Origin of the sequence: Paraeggerthella hominis, from assembly GCF_021044775.1 — a bacterium.
Classification (GTDB): Bacteria; Actinomycetota; Coriobacteriia; order Coriobacteriales; family Eggerthellaceae; genus Paraeggerthella; species Paraeggerthella hominis.
In genome coordinates, this window is record NZ_JAJNOQ010000006.1 from 31,184 (window position 1) to 49,177 (window position 17,994).

Below are 17,994 nucleotides of genomic sequence, written 5' to 3' on the forward strand. Positions count from 1 at the left end.
GTCCATTCGGGCTTGTTGGCGAAGTGCGCCGTTTTCTTGTGCGCTTCGCCAAGGTGGTACAATACCCGTCATGGAAAACGAACAGAACACCTCATCTCAAGAGTCCGCAAGCGCCGAGGCTCAGTCGGCTGCGCCTTCTACCCAGCCTGCACTCACCGTCGACGTCATTTTGGCCAGCGGGTCGCCGCGACGCCGCGAGCTGCTGGAACGGGAAGGCGTGGAATTCACCGTCCGCGTGTCCGAAGTTGACGAAACGTTGGAGCCCGATTTGCTTGCCGACCCGCCCGAAGCGGCTAAAAAGCTGGCAGAGCGCAAAGCCGGAGCCGTGGTTCAAGAGGTCCTGTCGGGCGATTACACGGGCATGGCCGCCGTTTTGGGCGCCGACACCATGGTGGTGTGCGAGGGCGAGATTTTCGGGAAGCCCGTGAGCCTTTCCGACGCGAAGCGCATGCTGCGTCGACTGGCCGGCACCACGCACGAAGTGATCACCGCCGTATCCGTATGGCTGGTCGCCGCGCCCGAGCCCGACCAGGTATCGCTGGGCTTCCGCACGTTCGTGGACAGCGCTGCCGTGACGTTTCACGAGCTGAGCGACGACCAGATCGTCGAGTACCTGCGCAAAGGCGAATCGTTCGACAAGGCTGGCGCGTATGCCGTCCAAGGAGCCGGAGCCGATCTTGTGAAGCACGTGCAGGGCGACCTCGACACGGTTATCGGCTTGCCGGTAAAGCGCTTGCTCGAAGAGTTCCCGGACTTGAAGACTTCGCTCGCCTAGCGCTTCAACGACGGACGGTTGCTTATAAAGCCCCAGTTCCTGCGGCACAATGTAATTATCGTGGCATGTGGGGCGGCGTTACCGTATTGTCTCCTTTTGCTTGGAGGGCAATGGTACACTAACCGAACTCATGGTAAGCGTTGACGTCCTTGCTCACGTAATGCGCATTCGCGCATGGGCGGTCAAGGATACGAATGGAAAGCGACGAAGAGGCCGAAACCGTGCATCAAGACATTGCGGAGATCCTGTTCACCGAAGACGATCTAGCCCGGCGCGTGGGCGAAATCGGGGCGGCGATCACGAACGATTACGCGAAGGTCGCCGACGAGGGCATCGTGCTCGTGTCGGTTCTGCGCGGCGCTGCAATTTTCATGGCGGATCTGGCTCGTGCGATTGAGCTGCCGCTCGAGATGGACTACATGGCCATTTCGTCGTACGGCAACGGCGCGAAAAGCTCCGGCGTGGTGCGCATCCTCAAGGACCTTTCCTCCGAAATCGAGGGGCGGCACGTTATCGTGGCCGAAGACATCCTCGATTCCGGCCTTACTTTGAAGTACCTGTTGAAGAACCTGTCGTCGCGCGGTCCTGCCTCCATCGAGGTTGCGACGTTGCTGCGCAAGCAGACGCCGGCGCAGGCGAAGATTGATTGCAAGTATATTGGCTTTGAATGTCCCGATGAGTTTATCGTAGGCTATGGGCTCGATTTCGCGGAGCGTTACCGCAACCTTCCCTACATCGGCGTTTTGAAGCCGGAGATCTACTAACCCGAAAGCAAGGCTTTATGGCACAGCAAAACAAACAATCACAGTTTCAGCAGCCGAACCCTCGGACGACCGTCATATCGGTCATCCTGTTCATGATCATTGCCTTTTTCGTAGGGCAGCAGTTCATGAACATGTCCACGTCGGGGTCTATGCCTACCGATCGCCTGATCACCTCGGAGTTCGTTCAGGCCGTCGAGCAGGACCGCATGACGAAGGTGGTGTACAACGCGGGCGACTACACGGTGTCCGGCACGTACTACCCGGCTATCACCGCGGGCTCGACTGCGGCCGACGCGTTCAACGGGGCTTTCCAGGCGCTGAACGCGAAGATGGCAACCATCAAGAATCCTGAAACGGGCAAGGCCTTGGGCGGCGTGGGAACGTCCGACTTGAGTTCCGTGACCTTGGGCAGCGAGCATAAGTTCACGTCCACGTACGCAGGCGGCTCCATCGGCGAGCTGATGGCCGCTCACCCGAACGTGCCGTACGAGGTGCAATTGCCCAGCCCGTGGGCCAGCATTCTGTCCACGCTGCTTCCCATCATCCTGATCGGCGGCCTGCTGTTCTTCTTCTTCAATTCCATGCAGAAGGCGAACAACTCCCAGATGAGCTTCGGCAAGGCTAAAACCAAGAAGAGCATCGAAGAGCGCCCCGACGTCAAATTCTCCGACGTTGCCGGCGTGGACGAGGCTGTAGAGGAGATGCAGGAAATCAAGGACTTCCTGGCGAATCCCGCCAAGTACCAGTCCATGGGCGCGAAGATTCCGCGCGGCTGCCTGCTGGTGGGCCCTCCGGGCACCGGCAAGACGCTGTTGGCGCGCGCCGTCGCTGGCGAAGCGGGCGTTCCGTTCTTCAGCATTTCCGGCTCGGACTTCGTCGAGATGTTCGTGGGCGTGGGCGCGTCCCGCGTGCGCGACCTGTTCCAGCAGGCGAAGGAAGCTTCCCCTTCCATTATCTTCATCGACGAGATCGACGCCGTGGGCCGTCAGCGCGGCACCGGTTTGGGCGGCGGTCACGATGAGCGCGAGCAAACGCTCAACCAGTTGCTGGTGGAGATGGACGGTTTCGAGGCCAATGATTCCGTGGTGCTGATCGCGGCGACCAACCGTGCCGACGTGCTCGATCCCGCCTTGCTGCGCCCCGGCCGTTTCGATCGCCAGATTGTGGTGGACGCGCCCGACGTCAAGGGTCGCGAGCGCATCCTGCAGGTTCACTCCAAGGACAAGCCTTTGGGCAGCGACGTCGACCTGGCAAAGGTGGCGAAGCTCACCCCCGGCTTTACCGGTGCGGATCTTTCCAACCTTATGAACGAGTCTGCGCTGCTGACCGCCCGCCGTGGCAAGAAGATCATCACCCAGCAGGAAGTCAGCGAGTCGATGGAGCGTGTTATCGCAGGTCCCGAGCGCAAGGGTCGCGTGTTGGACGAGCGCACGAAGCACACCATCGCGTACCACGAGAGCGGACACGCCCTGGTGGGACACCTGCTGCCCCATGCCGATCCCGTGCATAAGATATCGATCATTTCGCGCGGCCGCGCGCTGGGCTACACGTTGTCCATTCCCAAGGAGGACAAGGTGCTCAACTCGCTGGGCGAGATGCGCGACGAGCTGGCCGTGTTCATGGGCGGTCGCGTGGCGGAGGAGATCTTCTGCGACGACATCACCACGGGCGCTTCGAACGATCTTGAGCGTGCTACCAAGATGGCGCGCGCCATTGTGACGCAGTACGGCATGAGCACCGAGCTGGGCACGCAGGTGTTCGGCCAGCCCAATCACGAGGTGTTCCTGGGCCGCGACTACGGCAACACGCAGGATTACTCCGAGGAAACGGCGCGCCGCATCGACGACGAGGTTGCGCGCATCATGAAGGAAGCGCACGATCGGGCGTACGACATTCTGGTGAGCCATCGCGAGCAGATGGACCTGATGGCCAACGTGCTGCTGGAGCGCGAAACCGTGGAGGGCGAGGCGTGCTTGGCCTTGCTGGACAACACGTGGGACGAATACCTGAAGCACGAGGACGAGATCATCGCCAAGAAGGAGGCGGAGGAGCGCGCCGCGCGCGAGCGTGACGAGAAGCTTGCCGACCCCAATTGGAAGGAAGAGCCGATCGAGCCGGGCGATCAGGATCCGAACCCGCCGTTCCGCGCGCCCGCTGCGCCGGATGCGGTGGCGCCCGCTGCGCCTTCGAACGACCCCGCTGCTCCTGCGCCGTCTGACGCTTCTGCGGGTCAGCCCCAGTCCAACGATGAGAAAGGCGACGGAACCGCACGATGATGTGGCGTTGCGCTGACTATACGTTTGATACCAGGATGCCCATCGTGATGGGCATCCTCAACGTTACCCCCGACTCCTTTTCGGACGGCGGTATGCACGATGCGCCCGAGGAGGCGCTGGCTCATGCGCGACGCATGATGGACGAAGGGGCCCGCATTATCGACGTGGGCGGCGAGTCCACGCGCCCGGGCGCGCAGCCCGTGTCCGAGGCTCAGGAGATTGCCCGCGTGCTGCCCGTGGTGCGCGCGCTTGCATCCGAGGGCGTGTGCGTGAGCATCGACACGCGACATGCGGCCGTGGCTCGCGCGTGCCTGGAGGCGGGTGCGGCCATCGTCAACGACGTGTCGGGATTCACCGATCCGGCTATGGTGGAGGCCGTGAGCGAAAGCACGTGCGGGCTGGTGGTCATGCACATGCAGGGCGAACCTGCCACCATGCAGGACGACCCCACGTATCGAGATGTCGTGGTTGAGGTGCGCGACTGGCTGCGCGATCAAGCGGCCATGCTGGAGGCCAAGGGCATCGCGCGCGACCGTATATGCCTTGATCCTGGTCCCGGATTTGGGAAAACGCCGCAACAGACGCTGGAGCTGGTGCGCAATTTCCAGGAGCTGGCGCGCTTGGGCTACCCCGTGATGGTGGCGGTTTCTCGCAAGAGCTTCCTTGGATATGCGTACGGCATCGAAAACCCTGCCGATCGTGACGCCGTGTCCGCTGCTGAGGCGCTCATGGCTTGCGAGCTAGGTGCGAGCGTGGTTCGTGCGCATAACGTGAAAGCTACCGTGGAAGCGCTCAAGGACCTGCGTCCGTACGCGCTGATCGGGCTGGGCTGCAACGTGCCCTTGGTGGCAAGCCCGGGCGAGGAGCGCGAGGGCAAGATCGCCATGCTCAATCAGGCTATCACCGAGATGTGCTCGCTGCCCGACACGCAAATCATCGACATATCGAGCTTTTACGAAAGCGAGCCGGCCTACTACCTTGACCAGGACGTGTTCGTGAACGCCGTGGTGCTGCTGCGAACCGGAATTGCCCCGAAAGAACTGTTGGGCTACCTGCAGGCGATCGAGAACAGCCTGGGCCGCGTGCGCCAGATCGAGAACGGTCCGCGGACGTGCGACCTCGACATTCTGGACTATCAGTTGTACGTGGTTGATTCGGAAGTGCTCACGTTGCCCCATCCTCGTTTGCTCGAGCGCGATTTCACCGTGAAGCCGCTCCTGGAACTGCATCCCGGTCATGTGCTGGCTAACGACGTTGTGGTGACGGACGAAGGCGTAACAGTGGGGAAGGCCGCCCGGTTGTGAGCCAGCTGACGCTTCGCGTGCGCGACCTTGATCGTGTCGCTTCGACGAACGACGAGGTGAAACAGGCGCTTGAGGCGGGCGAGGGCGAAGGCCTGGTGGTGCGCGCTCGCGTGCAGACGGGCGGCTACGGTCGGCAGGGCCGTACGTGGGTCAGCCCCGAGGGCGGGCTGTACTGCTCGTGGCTGCTTCGTCCCGAGGTTCCTGCATTCACGCTGCCGACCTTGAGCCTGGTCGTGTCGATGGCCGTTCGCCGGGCGTTGGCTGGCCTTTCGCCTGACGCGGTTCAAGCTGTAGCGATCAAGTGGCCAAACGACGTGGTGCTGGTATCGACGACGGCTTCCTGCGCTAGCTCGGCGCCCTCTGCGACGCCGATCGCGATGGACCGTTCGACGTTCAAGAAACTGTGCGGCATCTCGCTGGAGGCGCATGCGGGCGGGGTGTGCGTGGGAACGGGCGTGAACGTCATTCCGCCGGTCGAGCGCGCCGAAGTGGGGGGCAAGAACGTACCCGCGTACGTTGCCGACATTGTTTCAGCGTTGGCGCACGAGGATCCCACGGATGCGCTCGACTGCGTGTTCGATGCAATCGCAATCGAGTTTTCCCTGCTCTACCAGCTATGGACGCGCGATGGATTCGAGCCGCTTGCTGGCGAGTACAACGAGCATGCGCTTCTTTCGGGCAAGCAGGTGCGCCTGGTTGATCGAGAAGGGACGCTTATCGCGGAAGGGACGGTTGCGCGGGTTGATTCTTTCGGCCGGCTCGTGTTGTGCGACGACGCCGGCCTGGAAACCCCCGTCACTTCGGGCGAAGCCCATATCGCGTAGGGTCGCCCTTGCAGCGGCGATTGCGGCGTCGCAAGCGCATTGTCGCCCGAAACGTACGCTTTCTGCTCGAAAACCGTACGTTTCGGGCGACAATATGGATGGCGCCGGGACATTGAGGCCGTTGGGTCCTTCGCGCGTTCCGCGCTTTCCGCTTCCGCATCCGATCTCCGAGCCTTCGTGGAGTATGCATACGGTTCCTCGTAATGTGCTCGAAAGGGAGTACAATAGAGCGTTCTCTTTGTACGAAATGAGCGAAAGGCAGCATCGAAGGCATGGTAGCAACGAGTGAAACGACGCCGTCCGGGTCTCTTCAGACGGCGCCTCCGCAGGGTTCCGGATCGCCCGAACGAAAGCATCCGAAAGAAGATAAAGTCACGCGCATGGGCACGGCGTCCATTCCTCGCCTGATCGTGGAATTTGCCATCCCCTCTATCCTGGGCATGTTGGTGAACGGCGCATACAACCTGATCGACTCCATTTTTCTGGGGCAGGCCATGGGCGAGATCGGTCTGGCTACGGCAACGGTTGCCATGCCTATTATGACGGTGTTCATGGCTATCGCCATGCTGGTGGGCAATGGCGGCAACGCATTGGCCGCGCTGCGCATGGGCGAAGGCAAGCGCGACGAAGCCGAGCGAAGCTTGGGCAACACCGTTTCGCTTTCTATCGTCATGTGCATCATCGTGGCCGTGATCGTGCATATTCCGATTTGCATAGACGGGTTGTTGAAGGTGTCCGGCGCAACGCCGGAAGATTGGGAATATGCGCGCTCGTTCATCCAGATTATCTCTCTGGGATTCATTTTCCAGTGCATCGGCATGGGCGTGAACAACTTTATCCGTACTGCCGGTGCTCCTAACCGTGCGCTCTCCACCATGATTATTGGCGCGGTGGCCTGCACGGTGTTCAATTACTTGTTCGTGATGGTGTTTGGCTGGGGCGTGCAGGGAAGCGCGCTCGCCACGGTGTTCGGCCAGGCAATCTCGTGCGCGTGCGTGCTGTGGTACTTCATCTTTACTAAAAACGTTCCCATGAAACTGCGCTTGCGCAGCATGCCCCTTCATGGTCGAACGGTGGGTCTTATCATGTCGCTGGGTTTGGCAAGCTTTGCGGTTCAAGCGGGCATGGCCGTGGTCAACTTCGTGTTGAACAACCTGCTGAATATGTACGGTTCCATGAGCGTTTTGGGTGCGGAAGGGGCCCTTGCATCTATCGGCGTGGTGCAACGCGTGGCCATGTTCGCCGTTCTGCCGTTGATTGGAGTTGCCATCGCGATACAGCCCCTGCTGGGCTTCAACTACGGCGCCCACCTGTTCGAGCGTGTGAAAAAGACGCTCTGGTACGGTATTTTCGGCGCTACGGGCATAGGTTTGGTGCTGTGGGCCCTCGTGCACATATTCCCGGAAGAGATCGTGGGCTTTTTCGGCATCGTGGATCCGAACTTGCAGAACTTCACGGTGTTCGCGCTGAAGGTGCAGCTTATCATGCTTCCGTTCATTGGGTTCCAGATTGTGGGATCGAACTACTTTCAGGCTACGGGTCAGCCTGCGAAGTCCATCTTCTTGTCGCTGACGCGTCAGATTCTGTTCCTGGTTCCGCTGCTTGTTTGCCTGCCGATGGTTTTGCCGGGTTGGTTCCCGCAGTTCACCAGCTTGGATGCGCTGTATTTTGCCACGCCGATCTCGGACTTCCTGTCCATTTTTGTTACGGTTGTGTTCATCGTTGTGGAAATGGGTCGACTCAAGAAGCTCGAGGCGGGCGAGATCAAAGCCAAGTTCTAAAAAGAAGCGCGGTATCGGACTGTTTGAACGATACCGCGCGTTCATGTTTGCAGCCGTGCGCTTGCTTCGGCTCGCTTTGCGCGAATCGGCGATTGTCACCCTTGCGATGACCTCTTGATTCACAATTAGGGCAACGTGCGCTAGCATAGACGCCTTGCAGTATCGAGTTGAGATGAAGGAGAGTCTTCGCATGGAAGAAGCACGCAGCAAGGTGCAGAAGAAGGGCGCGGCGTCCCGCACGCGTTCGATAGCGTTCGTCGGCCTTTCGATCGCCATCATGGCCGTTTCCGCTTGGGTGACTGTTCCGCTGGGTCCGGTTCCGTTCACGTTGCAGATGTTCGCGTTCGCGTTTGCCATTCTGGTGCTCACGCCCAAGCAATGCCTTGCCGCGATTGCCGGCTATCTGGTGCTGGGCGCTATCGGGTTGCCGGTGTTTTCCAGCATGCGCGGCGGCATCGGCGTTCTGGCGGGTCCCACGGGCGGTTACTTGTGGGGATGCCTGGTGGGCGCAGCAGTGGTGCTTCTGGTGCTGCATGCGCTGCGCGGTCGTTTTGAGGGTGACGGGAAAGTTTCCGTGGTGAAGGGGCTGGTGCTGGATGTTGCCGTTTGCCTGGTGTTTCTGTGCGTGGTGTACGTGTGCGGCTGGGCGCAGTTCATGGCGGTGACCGGGACCGATCCCATGGCTGCGTTCATGACTACGATTGCTCCGTTCGTGGTGGTCGACGTGCTGAAGATGGTGGCGGCTGCCATCTGCGCACGTGCCGTACGCACCGCCGTGCCGCAGCGATAAGCGCGACGACAGAGCGCGCGTATCCGCGATGCGGATTCGCGCATGGAACGGGGAGGGGCGAGGTCGTTGACCTCGCCCCTCCCCGTCTATCTCACGCTAGAAGCGCAATTTCCTACGCTTGGTAGACGACGGCGCCCGAGGTGAAGCCGCCGCCGAAAGCCACAAGCACCACGATGTCGCCCGGTTTGATGCGCCCGTTTTCGTATGCGTCCGCCAAAGTCATCGGCACGCATGCGGCCGATGAATTGCCGCGATGGGCAATGGAAACCTGGAAGAAGTCAAGCGGACGCCCCATTTTCTTCGCAGCGTATTTGATGATGCGCTCGTTAGCCTGGTGGGGGACGACAAGCGCCACGTCATCAAGCGTCAGGTCCGCGCGTTCCAAAGCGGAGAACACGGCGGTGGCCATGGCGTCTGCCGCGAACTTGAACACCTTCGGCCCGTCCATGCGCAGCACCTGGCGCGGTTCGCCGGCTGCAATCAGCTGTGCTATGCCCAGTTCTTCATCGATGGACGTCAGCGATCGATCGTTCGATCTCGCATCGTTGTTCACGCCGTCCGCATCGAAGGGAACCGGGGAGTCGTAGGCGGCAGGGCATGTGAGCGCATTGGAAGGATCGTCCTCGTTTGCAATGAAGCTGCTCAAAACGCCCGCACGGTTCTGATCCCATTCCACCACGGCCGCTCCGGCACCGTCGCCGAACAGCACGCACGTGTTGCGGTCATCCCAGTTGGTGATGCGCGACAAGCGCTCCGACCCTACGATGAGCGCCCGGCGAATGGGGTTGCGCCCCTTTGCGCCTGCGATGTTGGGCGCGCATGCCGCCATCATCGATTCTGCGACCGAGAGGCCGTACACGAATCCTGAGCATGCGGCGTTCAAGTCGAATGCCGCGGCGTTCGAGAGCCCCAGGCGTTTGCGCAGCAGCCCCGCGCACGAGGGGACCATCACGTCGGGCGAGATGGTGGCGAAGATGACAAGGTCGATTTCGCTGGCGTCCACGACGCGCTCCGCGTAGCCGCCTTCGCTCCAGCCGAGTGCCTGACGCGCGGCGCTTTCGCTCAGGTCGGTGCTTGTTTCGTCAGAAGCGATGCGTCGGCTTTCGATGCCGGTGCGCGACGCGATCCATTCGTCGCTTGTGTCCACCAGCGTTGCCAATGCGTTGTTGTCGACGTCTAGCGTGGGAAGCGCTTTCCCGCATCCGATGATCGTGCAGCCCATAGTGCTCCGTTCCCGGCCGCCAGGCAGCCGTGCCTGGCGAGCAAATACTTTGATAATCAAACTAAAAGCAGTATAGCATCGGCGCCGAGGTTGCATCGGGCGGTGCGGCTTGCTTTACGGAAACATCAGGCTACCTTCACAATGGGATTCGGGCAAGGTGCGCTTTGAGGCGCGCTTTGAGGAGGGGGCGGCGGCGCGCGGCTTGAGGGCGGATGCGCTTTCGGCTGCGCTCCGCGCGGGCTCCCTGCGTGCGGTTCTGCTTCGGCTTCGCGCGTCCTGTCAAAACGAGCGAGTTTTGCTGGTCCTCGAACCAGGATAAAAGCTGCTGACGGCTGCATGAACTGGGGCGATGCAAAACGCGCCCCAGAAGCTGCTCCCTCAGGGGCGGAAAATCGCCGCAAAACTCGATTGTTTTGACAGGAAGCGATCGGGCTTTCGCTGCTGGGTTTGCTCGGCGCGGTCTGGGGGCATCGCCGAGCGCCGCATGCTGCACGCCGTGGCGGCCGCAACGTGCGGCTTCGGCATGTTAGCGCTTTGCGCGTCGCACGGCCCCGATGCCATGTATCCCGCATCTCGCATCCCGCGCTTTGCGCGCCGCACGGCCCCGATGCCCGTGCATCCCGCATCCCGCATCCCGCGCTCTGCACGGACTCGGCGCGCCCGCGTTTCGTCCCGCGCGCTGATGCGCCCTAGCGCGCGGCGTCGGCGAGCGCCTGGAACAGGGGAGCGTTGTCGTCCAAGTACTCGGGGTGCCACTGAACGCCCAGGAAAAACGTGCGCGTGGGATCTTCCAAGCCTTCGATCAGCCCGTCGTCGCTGACGGCCGACACGCGAAGCGACGGTGCGACCTCGGATACCGCCTGGTGGTGCATGGAATTCACGGTGATCGTGCGTTGCGGGCCCTTGACCTGCGGATCTGCCTGAAGCGCGCGTCCTAGCGCGCTGTCGACAACAAGGCGAACGCTTTGCTGCGTCACGTCGTAAGGCGGCTTTTGCTGATGCTTTGCCGTAGTCAGGCCGCAGGCGTGCACGTCTTGGTGCAGCGTGCCACCAAGGGCTACGTTCATGACCTGCATGCCGCGGCAGATGCCCAGCGTGGGAACGTCGAGTTTGTGCGCGAGTCGGGCAAGCTCCAGCTCCAGCGCGTCGCGCGTGTCGAACATGTAAGTTGTTTCGGGAAGCTGTTCGTGGTCGCCGTATCGGGTCGGCGCGATGTCGCCTCCGCCGGCAAGCACCAGCCCGTCGATGCGTTCGATAAGCTCGCGTGCGATGCGTTCGTTGTCTTCGTCCGTGCCGTCTATCGGCGGCAGCAAAACAGGCACCGCTCCCGTGGCGGCAACGCGTCGCACGTACTCTGCCGTAACGCGTTCGACGGGAACGCGCTCGTCCTTTTGCTCTTCCACCACGAAGGTGGTCGTTATGCCGATGATCATGCGCTCGTTCCCCTTCCGGCGCGGGTTGCACCTTCTTTGCGTTCTTAGTACAGCGTTCGCCTGAGCAGCTCGAACAGCGTTTCGCAGGAAAAATCTCCCCGTTTGACGGAGGTGAGCATGCTGGCCCATACGAAAACGCACAGGGGTTCCGGCGCAAGGGGACCCTCGAGCCGTTCTTTGACGATGCGGGGATCGCGCTCGATTGCGTAGATCAGGCCTTTTCGGATGTGCGCAAAGCACGCTTCTTCGCGCAGGTGTGCGGCGGCAAGATCGTGCGTGTTGAGCGTGGATACCTCCGCCAGCCAGTCGTTGCGAAACTTCTCGAGGGCAACCGAAAGCTTGGCGGCAAGGTCTCGGCAGAGATCCACGAAGTCGCCGTTTGCAGCGGCCAACGGCATGAAACAGGAAAGCGATTCGTTCCAGAATTTTCCTACCACATCGTTGACCAGGTCGGACTTTGTGGGATAGGAGTTATAAACCGTGCCAACGGCAACGTCGCAGGATCGTGCGACCTCCCGGATGCTCAATCCCGAAAGGCCTTTCGTGCTGGCCAGCTCGAATGCTGCATCCAGTACCTGTTGCTTGGTGATGACGGGCTTATTACCCATGGAAGCCTCCCGTACGAAGGGTAGTCGGTGCGCGAACGACCCTCATTGTAGAGGAAGGATGCGAACGCGGGCGTGAAGAAACCGTGGCGATCTTCCAGACTGCTTGCCATGAGCGGGCCCTCTTTCTAATATGAACCTTGTTCATTAATGAACGAGGTTCATGTATATAGACGGGCGACAGCCCGATAACGAAAGGAGCATACAATGAGCTGGGATTTGATTGCAGCGAGCACCGCTATTACGTTTGCGCTGATCCTGTACACCATCGGCGTGTTCGGCGAGCGTCGGTCGGGGACGCTGTCGCTCCGTCACGTGGTTCTGTTCTGGGCGGGTCTGACTTGCGACACGACGGGAACCATGCTCATGAGCAACATCGCGCAGCAATCGGGCGCATCGGGCTTCGGCGTGCATGCGATCACCGGCATGCTGGCCATCGCGCTCATGTTGATTCACGCCACTTGGGCAACCGTCACCTACGTTCGTCAAAACGAGCGTTCGATGCTGCGATTCCACACGTTCAGCACGGTGGTATGGCTTGCTTGGCTGGTTCCGTACATTATTGGCATGCTGGTGGGCATCCCCGCCATTCACTTGCAGGCCGTGTGCGCTATCGGAACGAGCGTCGTGATCGTTGCCGTTCTTGCGTTCGTGCTTTTCCGTTCGACGCGCCGCCATGCCCATCACCCGGCACGCTAGCGTTTTCGCGCAGCTTACCGTCCCGGCTGGTCGGTGCGGATGTCGGCTGGGATGGACGGCAAGGCGATGATGAAGCAGGCGCCGCCGTCGGGCAGGTTGATGGCCTCGACGGTGCCGTCATGCGCTTCGACCACGGATTTCACGATGGCCAGGCCCAGCCCCGTGCCGCCCGTTCCGCGGCTTCGCGAGGCGTCGGTGCGGTAGAAGCGGTCGAACAGGAGTTTCGGATCTACGTCGCCGAAGCCGGTGCCGTCGTCTCTCACGGCGATGATGGAGTTGCCCCTCAACCCGAACAGCTCGATGGTGATATGGCCGCCCAGCTCGATGAATCGGCTTGCGTTCTCCACCAGGTTCGTGACGGCCTGCTTGAGCCTGTCGGGATTTCCCAGCACGTCGGGCGCTTCTCCCATGATCTCGGTGTGCGCCTGCCGGTCGCGTAGGATGGGCTCCAGCGCATCGACCACGCCCGAGGCAAGCTCCCGAAGGTTCACGCGCGAAAGCTCGAAGGGCATGCTGTCGTCTTCTATACGCTGAAGGGTGAGCAGATCGTGCGTCAGGCGGCTGAGGCGCTCGCTCTCGTTGATGATGATGGAACAGAACTTATCGTGCAGCTCCGCAGGAAGGTCGGGGTCTTCCAGCATTTCGGCGTTGCCGCGGATGGCGGTCAGGGGGGTCCGCAACTCGTGGGCAACGTCGCTGATGAAGGCAGCTTGGCGACGCTCTTTCAGCGCCAGATCGTGCTGCTGCGTCTTTGCCGTTTGAACAAGCGCACGGAAATCGTTTGCCAAATGGTCGGCCTCCAGCATTCTGCCATCCGCCTCGATGGACACGTCCATGCCGGATCGGTACGCGGCGGTTTTCTTGGCCAGCATGCGTAGCGGCTCTGACAGAAAATGACCGATGACCAGGCTTAAGGGAAACGTAACCAGCAGGACGGGAATCAGCAGCAAAAACGCCCTCGGCGGAGTGCCGAAGGCGAGAAGGCAAACCAGGAGAACAACTGCGCTGGCAAGCAGCGAAAGCAAGGTTGCCAGCAATGAAAAATATGTCTGTAGCCTTTTTATTGCTTGAACCTGTATCCGTATCCGCGTACCGTTTCTACCAGGCCGGGATCGTAACCGGCGGACTCAATCTTATCACGCAGACGCTTGATGTGCGTGTCCACGGTCTTGGTTTCGGTCAAGTATTCCCAACCCCAGGCGTCGCGGAGCAGATCTTCGCGCGAAACCACTTTTCCGGCGTTCTTCATCAGGCTGGCCAGTAGCTCGAATTCGCGCGGCGTAAGCTCGATTTCGCCATGCTGGCCCGATGCCGTGTGGGCGTCTTCATCCAGGGTAATACCGCTTGCGGTGACCGCATGGTTGGCTCCGGGGAAATCTCCGCCCGATCCGCGGCGCAGCAGCGCGCGCACACGTGCGATCAGCTCGCGCACGCCGAAGGGCTTGGCCAGATAGTCGTCCCCGCCAATTTCCAGGCCGACCACTTTGTCCAGCTCGGTGTCGCGCGCCGAAAGGAACAGGACGGGGACGGTGGTCTTCGAGCGCAGGCGACGGCACAGCTCGTAGCCGTCCATGCCCGGGAGCATGATGTCAAGAACGAACAGGTCGTAAGAGTTTTTCGTGGCCAGCGCCAGGGCGTCTTCGCCGTTGTCCACGACGTCGGTGTAGAAGCCCTCTTTTTTCAGAGCGTAGCTGACGAATTCGGTTATCGACGGCTCGTCGTCTACAACGAGGATGCGATGCGGGGTGTCGTTCATGTGGTGCCTTTCTATCAGATAGGTCCCGTGGCCGCTGCCTGACAGATGAGCGTAAGCGGGTTGCTATAATGACGAGAGCAACTATAAACATTTCGGGCGCCGTATAAGGAGACTGTCAGAAACATGTTACTTGCTATCGACGTGGGGAACACGCAAACGGTATTCGGCATCTACCAGGAAGGGGCTCTTCGGTTTCGGTGGCGCGTGGCCACCAACAAACGCCATACGTCGGACGAGCTCCGCGTCAAGCTGGTGCCTTTGCTGAGCTCCGAGGGGATTGCGTTCGACGACCTGGACGGCGTGGCGCTTGCTTCGGTGGTTCCGCAGCTGACGGCGGCGTGGTGCGATGCGACGAGGCGCATGATCGGCAAGCACGCGCTGGTGTGCTCGGCTGAAACCGCAGGGAATTTGTTCGAGGCTGACTATCCCAACCCGCACGAGATCGGCGCGGACCGCGTGGCCGACGCAGTGGCGGCGAAGGCGTTGTACGGCGCGCCGGTGATCGTGGTCGATTTCGGCACGGCCACCAACATGGAGGTAGTGGACGATCAGGGTCGGTTTGTGGGCGGCGTGATTGCCCCGGGCATCGAAACGTCGTCGTCGGCGCTGTTCGATCATGCGACCAAGCTGGGCGCCATCGACCTGGTCGATCCCCATACCGCCATCGGGCACAACACCGAGCAGGCCATTCAGGCGGGCATCGTTTACGGCGAGGCCGATCGTGTGGACGGGCTGGTGCGCCGTATCTTCGATCAGCTGGGCTACCAGACCACCGTGGTTGCTACGGGCGGGCTTGCTTCTCGCGTGGCCGCCCAGTCGCAGACCATTACGACGACCAATCCCGATCTGACGTTGGAAGGATTGCGCTTGGTGTACGAGGCGTCGGCGGATCAGGCGGAATGCGGATTGTGCGACCGCATTGCCCTATCCTAAGACCTTCGACCGCATGCCCGCCGTTTTATGCCGCTGCGCACGCTATACTTCATGATTCCGAAAAGTCCAGACCAAACCAAGAAAGTGAGGGCCCGACGTGTTGAGTGACATTGAAATTGCCCAAGCGACCACCCCCGAGCACATCAGCGCGATCGCCAAGAAGGCGGGCGTGCCGGAGTCGTACCTGGAGATGTACGGCACCAACAAGGCGAAAGTCGACTACAACTTGCTCGCGGACGTGGAGCACGCGCCGGGCAAGCTCATCCTGGTCACGGCCATCAACCCCACGCCGGCCGGCGAAGGCAAGACCACCACGACGGTAGGTTTGGCCGATGCGCTGGCCCTTCAGGACAAGAACGTGGTCGTGGCTCTGCGCGAGCCTTCGCTCGGTCCCGTGTTCGGCATCAAGGGCGGCGCGGCGGGCGGCGGATACGCCCAGGTCATTCCCATGGAGGACATCAACCTGCACTTCACGGGCGACTTCCATGCCATCGGCGCGGCCAACAACCTGCTGGCGGCTCTGCTGGATGCGCACATCCACAACGGCAACGAGCTGGGCATCGACGTGCGCAAGATCACGTGGAAGCGCGTGGTGGACATGAACGACCGCCAGCTGCGCAACATCGTGGACGGTTTGGGCGGCAAGGCGCATGGCGTGCCGCGCGAGGACGGCTTCGACATTACGGTGGCCTCCGAGGTCATGGCCATTTTCTGCCTGGCCACTTCCATTACCGATCTCAAGGAGCGCCTGGGCCGCATCGTGGTGGGCTACACCTACGACGACAAGCCGGTTACGGCGCACGACCTGCATGCCGAGGGCGCTATGACGGCGCTGCTGAAGGACGCCTTGAAGCCGAACCTGGTGCAGACGCTCGAAGGCACGCCGGCGTTCGTGCACGGCGGTCCCTTCGCCAACATCGCCCACGGCTGCAACTCCATCATGGCCACGCGCATGGCCATGGCGCTGGGCGATTACTGCGTGACCGAAGCCGGCTTCGGTGCCGACCTGGGTGCGGAGAAGTTCCTGGACATCAAGTGCCGCTTGGCGGGCCTCAAGCCCGACGCCGTGGTCGTGGTTGCCACGGTGCGCGCGCTCAAGAATCACGGCGGCGTGGCGAAGGCTGACCTCAATGAGGAAAACCTGGAGGCCCTGGAGGCCGGCCTGCCCAACCTGCTGCAGCACGTGGAGAACATCACGAAGGTGTACAACCTGCCGTGCGTCGTTGCCATCAACGCGTTCCCGACCGACACCAAGGCCGAGCTGGACCTGGTGGAAGCCAAGTGCCGCGAACTGGGCGTGAACGTCGCGCTGTCCGAGGTGTGGGCGAAGGGCGGCAAGGGCGGCCAGGCGCTGGCCGACGAGGTGGTGCGCCTGTGCGAAGAGGGCGACGCCGAGGGCCGCAGCGCCGAGACGTTCGAGTTCTCTTACGACGACGACCTGACGCTGGCTCAGAAGATCGAGGCCATCGCGAAGCGCATCTACCACGCCGACGGCGTGACGTTCGAGCCGGCTGCGAAGAAGGAGCTGGCGCAGCTTGAGGCGCTCGGGTTCGGCAACATGCCCGTGTGCATGGCCAAGACCCAGTACTCGTTCAGCGACGACCAGACCAAGCTGGGCGCGCCGCGCGACTTCACGGTGACCGTTCGCCAGGCGAAGGTGTCTGCAGGCGCTGGTTTCGTGGTGGCCCTGACGGGATCCATCATGACCATGCCCGGCCTGGGGAAGAGCCCGGCTGCGTTCAAGATCGACGTGGACGAAACCGGCAAGATTTCCGGACTGTTCTAATCGTGTTCCGCCGTTCTCCGAACGGCGGAACACGCCGACGCTGCGGGCTTCCACGGCACTCCATCTCGACCCTTTTTCGCTTGCCCTCACGTGCGAAGCACGCTCGGCCGCGAAACGGGCCGATCTGGGGCACCGTGGAAGCCCTCGCTGATTTACTACGCCAACCTGGGCGACCAAAGCTTCGGCGGGGCGCTCGCTCTCCGTCATCGGGCGGCCCTCTCCGCTCCCTCGCGCTCCCTCCGCCGTGGAATTCCTGCCAAACCGGCCTGTTTTTGGGCGGCAGGCGCTGTTCGGATGCGGGCTTTCTGGCACAATGACCGTTTCAAGAAAAGGCGCGTAGAGCGCGTTCGGAACGTGTTGCCGTCGCGCACCCGGTTTCCGGTCAGCTGGAATGCGCTTTGGACTTGCCTGCGAGGAGGCCCGAATGGATACGAAGTTCATCGAGGAATTGGCTAGCTCCGCTCCAACGCCGGGCGGGGGAGGGGCTTCCGCGTACGTGGGCGCGCTGGCTTCGGCCCTTGCTTCCATGGTGGGGAACCTGACCGTGGGCAAGAAAACGTACGCCGATGTGGAGGCCGACGCGTACGTGACGCTGGAAAAGCTTGCCGCCGTGCGGGAGCGTTTGATCGAGCTGGTGGACGAGGATGCGCGCGCGTTCGCGCCGCTGGCCGCTGCGTATCGCATGCCCAAGGCGACGCCCGAGGAGCAGGCGGCGAAAAACGAAGCGCTGCAAACCGCGCTTGTGGGCGCATGCGACGTCCCCCTGGAAATTATGCAGCGCATTGCGGAGGTGGTCGAGCTGACCGACTTCCTGGCGTACCACGGCAGCCGGATGGCCCTCTCCGACGCCGGCGTAGCTGCGGCGTTCGCGCGCGCCGCCGTGGACGGGGCGAGCCTCAACATATTCATCAACGCCGCTTCGATGGATGATCGCGACCGGGCCGCGCGCTATCGCGACCAGGCCAACGCCGTTGCCGATTCCGTTCGTGCTCAGTGCGACGATCTGTTCGCGCACGTCAAGCAAGCTGTTTCGTAAAGGAGCCTGA

16 protein-coding genes are annotated in these 17,994 nt (G+C 61.7%); 11 read left to right on the plus strand and 5 right to left on the minus strand.

From position 1 onward, the window contains the following. The first annotated feature begins 70 nt into the window (after positions 1 to 70). The 7 genes from LQE90_RS07755 to LQE90_RS07785 all read left to right on the plus strand — a co-directional run bounded on the left by LQE90_RS07755 (position 71) and on the right by LQE90_RS07785 (position 8,514). Positions 71 to 775 carry a Maf family protein gene (locus LQE90_RS07755; RefSeq protein ID WP_216529351.1) on the plus strand — a complete coding sequence of 235 codons (705 nt, stop codon included), beginning with the start codon at positions 71 to 73 and terminating at the stop codon, positions 773 to 775. Between the two features lie 221 nt (positions 776 to 996). Further along, positions 997 to 1,539, plus strand: coding sequence for a hypoxanthine phosphoribosyltransferase (hpt, locus tag LQE90_RS07760; RefSeq protein ID WP_114567332.1), 543 nt, complete (start codon positions 997 to 999; stop codon positions 1,537 to 1,539). A gap of 17 nt (positions 1,540 to 1,556) precedes the next feature. After that, positions 1,557 to 3,815 (plus strand): ATP-dependent zinc metalloprotease FtsH, encoded by a 2,259-nt coding sequence (ftsH, locus tag LQE90_RS07765; protein WP_114567280.1) that lies wholly within the window; start codon positions 1,557 to 1,559, stop codon positions 3,813 to 3,815. After that, positions 3,812 to 5,119 (plus strand): dihydropteroate synthase, encoded by a 1,308-nt coding sequence (folP, locus tag LQE90_RS07770; protein ID WP_216529352.1) that lies wholly within the window; start codon positions 3,812 to 3,814, stop codon positions 5,117 to 5,119. The genes ftsH and folP overlap by 4 nt, the downstream gene beginning before the upstream one ends. Further along, entirely contained in the window at positions 5,116 to 5,943 is an 828-nt protein-coding gene (locus LQE90_RS07775; protein ID WP_216529353.1) for a biotin--[acetyl-CoA-carboxylase] ligase, read from the plus strand. Before folP ends, LQE90_RS07775 begins: the two co-directional genes overlap by 4 nt. Positions 5,944 to 6,323: 380 nt before the next feature. Next, positions 6,324 to 7,724, plus strand: a complete 1,401-nt coding sequence (locus LQE90_RS07780; RefSeq protein WP_181792592.1) for an MATE family efflux transporter — start codon at positions 6,324 to 6,326, stop codon at positions 7,722 to 7,724. Positions 7,725 to 7,914: 190 nt separating this feature from the next. Continuing rightward, positions 7,915 to 8,514, plus strand: coding sequence for a biotin transporter BioY (locus LQE90_RS07785; RefSeq protein ID WP_123192761.1), 600 nt, complete (start codon positions 7,915 to 7,917; stop codon positions 8,512 to 8,514). 112 nt (positions 8,515 to 8,626) lie between these two features. Here the strand turns inward: LQE90_RS07785 and LQE90_RS07790 are convergent, their stop codons facing one another. The 3 genes from LQE90_RS07790 to LQE90_RS07800 form a co-directional block, all read right to left on the minus strand. Then, positions 8,627 to 9,736, minus strand: coding sequence for a 3-oxoacyl-ACP synthase III family protein (locus LQE90_RS07790; protein WP_216529354.1), 1,110 nt, complete (start codon positions 9,734 to 9,736; stop codon positions 8,627 to 8,629). 689 nt (positions 9,737 to 10,425) lie between these two features. Continuing rightward, on the minus strand, positions 10,426 to 11,169 hold the full coding sequence (locus LQE90_RS07795; RefSeq protein ID WP_216529355.1) for a gamma-glutamyl-gamma-aminobutyrate hydrolase family protein: 744 nt from the start codon (positions 11,167 to 11,169) through the stop codon (positions 10,426 to 10,428). A gap of 44 nt (positions 11,170 to 11,213) precedes the next feature. After that, a complete protein-coding gene (locus LQE90_RS07800) occupies positions 11,214 to 11,777 on the minus strand; it encodes a TetR/AcrR family transcriptional regulator (protein WP_114567272.1) in 564 nt (187 codons plus the stop codon). Positions 11,778 to 11,981: 204 nt separating this feature from the next. Between LQE90_RS07800 and LQE90_RS07805 the strand changes: the two genes are divergently transcribed. Further along, positions 11,982 to 12,473, plus strand: a complete 492-nt coding sequence (locus tag LQE90_RS07805; protein ID WP_114567271.1) for an HsmA family protein — start codon at positions 11,982 to 11,984, stop codon at positions 12,471 to 12,473. Positions 12,474 to 12,487: 14 nt separating this feature from the next. Here the strand turns inward: LQE90_RS07805 and LQE90_RS07810 are convergent, their stop codons facing one another. Then, on the minus strand, positions 12,488 to 13,423 hold the full coding sequence (locus tag LQE90_RS07810; protein ID WP_216529356.1) for a sensor histidine kinase: 936 nt from the start codon (positions 13,421 to 13,423) through the stop codon (positions 12,488 to 12,490). A 110-nt stretch (positions 13,424 to 13,533) separates the two neighbouring features. Further along, positions 13,534 to 14,229: a response regulator transcription factor gene (locus tag LQE90_RS07815; protein WP_123192755.1), complete on the minus strand. Its 696-nt coding sequence runs from the start codon at positions 14,227 to 14,229 to the stop codon at positions 13,534 to 13,536. A 123-nt stretch (positions 14,230 to 14,352) separates the two neighbouring features. Here LQE90_RS07815 and LQE90_RS07820 point away from each other — a divergent pair, with 123 nt between their 5' ends. The 3 genes from LQE90_RS07820 to LQE90_RS07830 all read left to right on the plus strand — a co-directional run bounded on the left by LQE90_RS07820 (position 14,353) and on the right by LQE90_RS07830 (position 17,984). Beyond that, the gene (locus LQE90_RS07820; RefSeq protein ID WP_216529357.1) at positions 14,353 to 15,162 is read left to right on the plus strand and encodes a type III pantothenate kinase; all 810 of its coding nucleotides are present in this window, start codon (positions 14,353 to 14,355) and stop codon (positions 15,160 to 15,162) included. 97 nt (positions 15,163 to 15,259) lie between these two features. Beyond that, positions 15,260 to 16,948 (plus strand): formate--tetrahydrofolate ligase, encoded by a 1,689-nt coding sequence (locus LQE90_RS07825; RefSeq protein ID WP_114567268.1) that lies wholly within the window; start codon positions 15,260 to 15,262, stop codon positions 16,946 to 16,948. Positions 16,949 to 17,372: 424 nt separating this feature from the next. Further along, positions 17,373 to 17,984: a cyclodeaminase/cyclohydrolase family protein gene (locus tag LQE90_RS07830; protein ID WP_114567267.1), complete on the plus strand. Its 612-nt coding sequence runs from the start codon at positions 17,373 to 17,375 to the stop codon at positions 17,982 to 17,984. Positions 17,985 to 17,994: the final 10 nt, after the last annotated feature.

Bases quoted from the DNA above. Each gene is read 5' to 3' on its own strand.
- LQE90_RS07755 (WP_216529351.1), top strand. From the start codon at position 71: ATGGAAAACGAACAGAACACCTCATCTCAAGAGTCCGCAAGCGCCGAG.
- ftsH (WP_114567280.1), top strand. From the start codon at position 1,557: ATGGCACAGCAAAACAAACAATCACAGTTTCAGCAGCCGAACCCTCGG.
- folP (WP_216529352.1), top strand. From the start codon at position 3,812: ATGATGTGGCGTTGCGCTGACTATACGTTTGATACCAGGATGCCCATC.
- LQE90_RS07780 (WP_181792592.1), top strand. From the start codon at position 6,324: ATGGGCACGGCGTCCATTCCTCGCCTGATCGTGGAATTTGCCATCCCC.
- LQE90_RS07785 (WP_123192761.1), top strand. From the start codon at position 7,915: ATGGAAGAAGCACGCAGCAAGGTGCAGAAGAAGGGCGCGGCGTCCCGC.
- LQE90_RS07790 (WP_216529354.1), bottom strand. From the start codon at position 9,736: ATGGGCTGCACGATCATCGGATGCGGGAAAGCGCTTCCCACGCTAGAC.
- LQE90_RS07795 (WP_216529355.1), bottom strand. From the start codon at position 11,169: ATGATCATCGGCATAACGACCACCTTCGTGGTGGAAGAGCAAAAGGAC.
- LQE90_RS07800 (WP_114567272.1), bottom strand. From the start codon at position 11,777: ATGGGTAATAAGCCCGTCATCACCAAGCAACAGGTACTGGATGCAGCA.
- LQE90_RS07805 (WP_114567271.1), top strand. From the start codon at position 11,982: ATGAGCTGGGATTTGATTGCAGCGAGCACCGCTATTACGTTTGCGCTG.
- LQE90_RS07815 (WP_123192755.1), bottom strand. From the start codon at position 14,229: ATGAACGACACCCCGCATCGCATCCTCGTTGTAGACGACGAGCCGTCG.
- LQE90_RS07820 (WP_216529357.1), top strand. From the start codon at position 14,353: ATGTTACTTGCTATCGACGTGGGGAACACGCAAACGGTATTCGGCATC.
- LQE90_RS07830 (WP_114567267.1), top strand. From the start codon at position 17,373: ATGGATACGAAGTTCATCGAGGAATTGGCTAGCTCCGCTCCAACGCCG.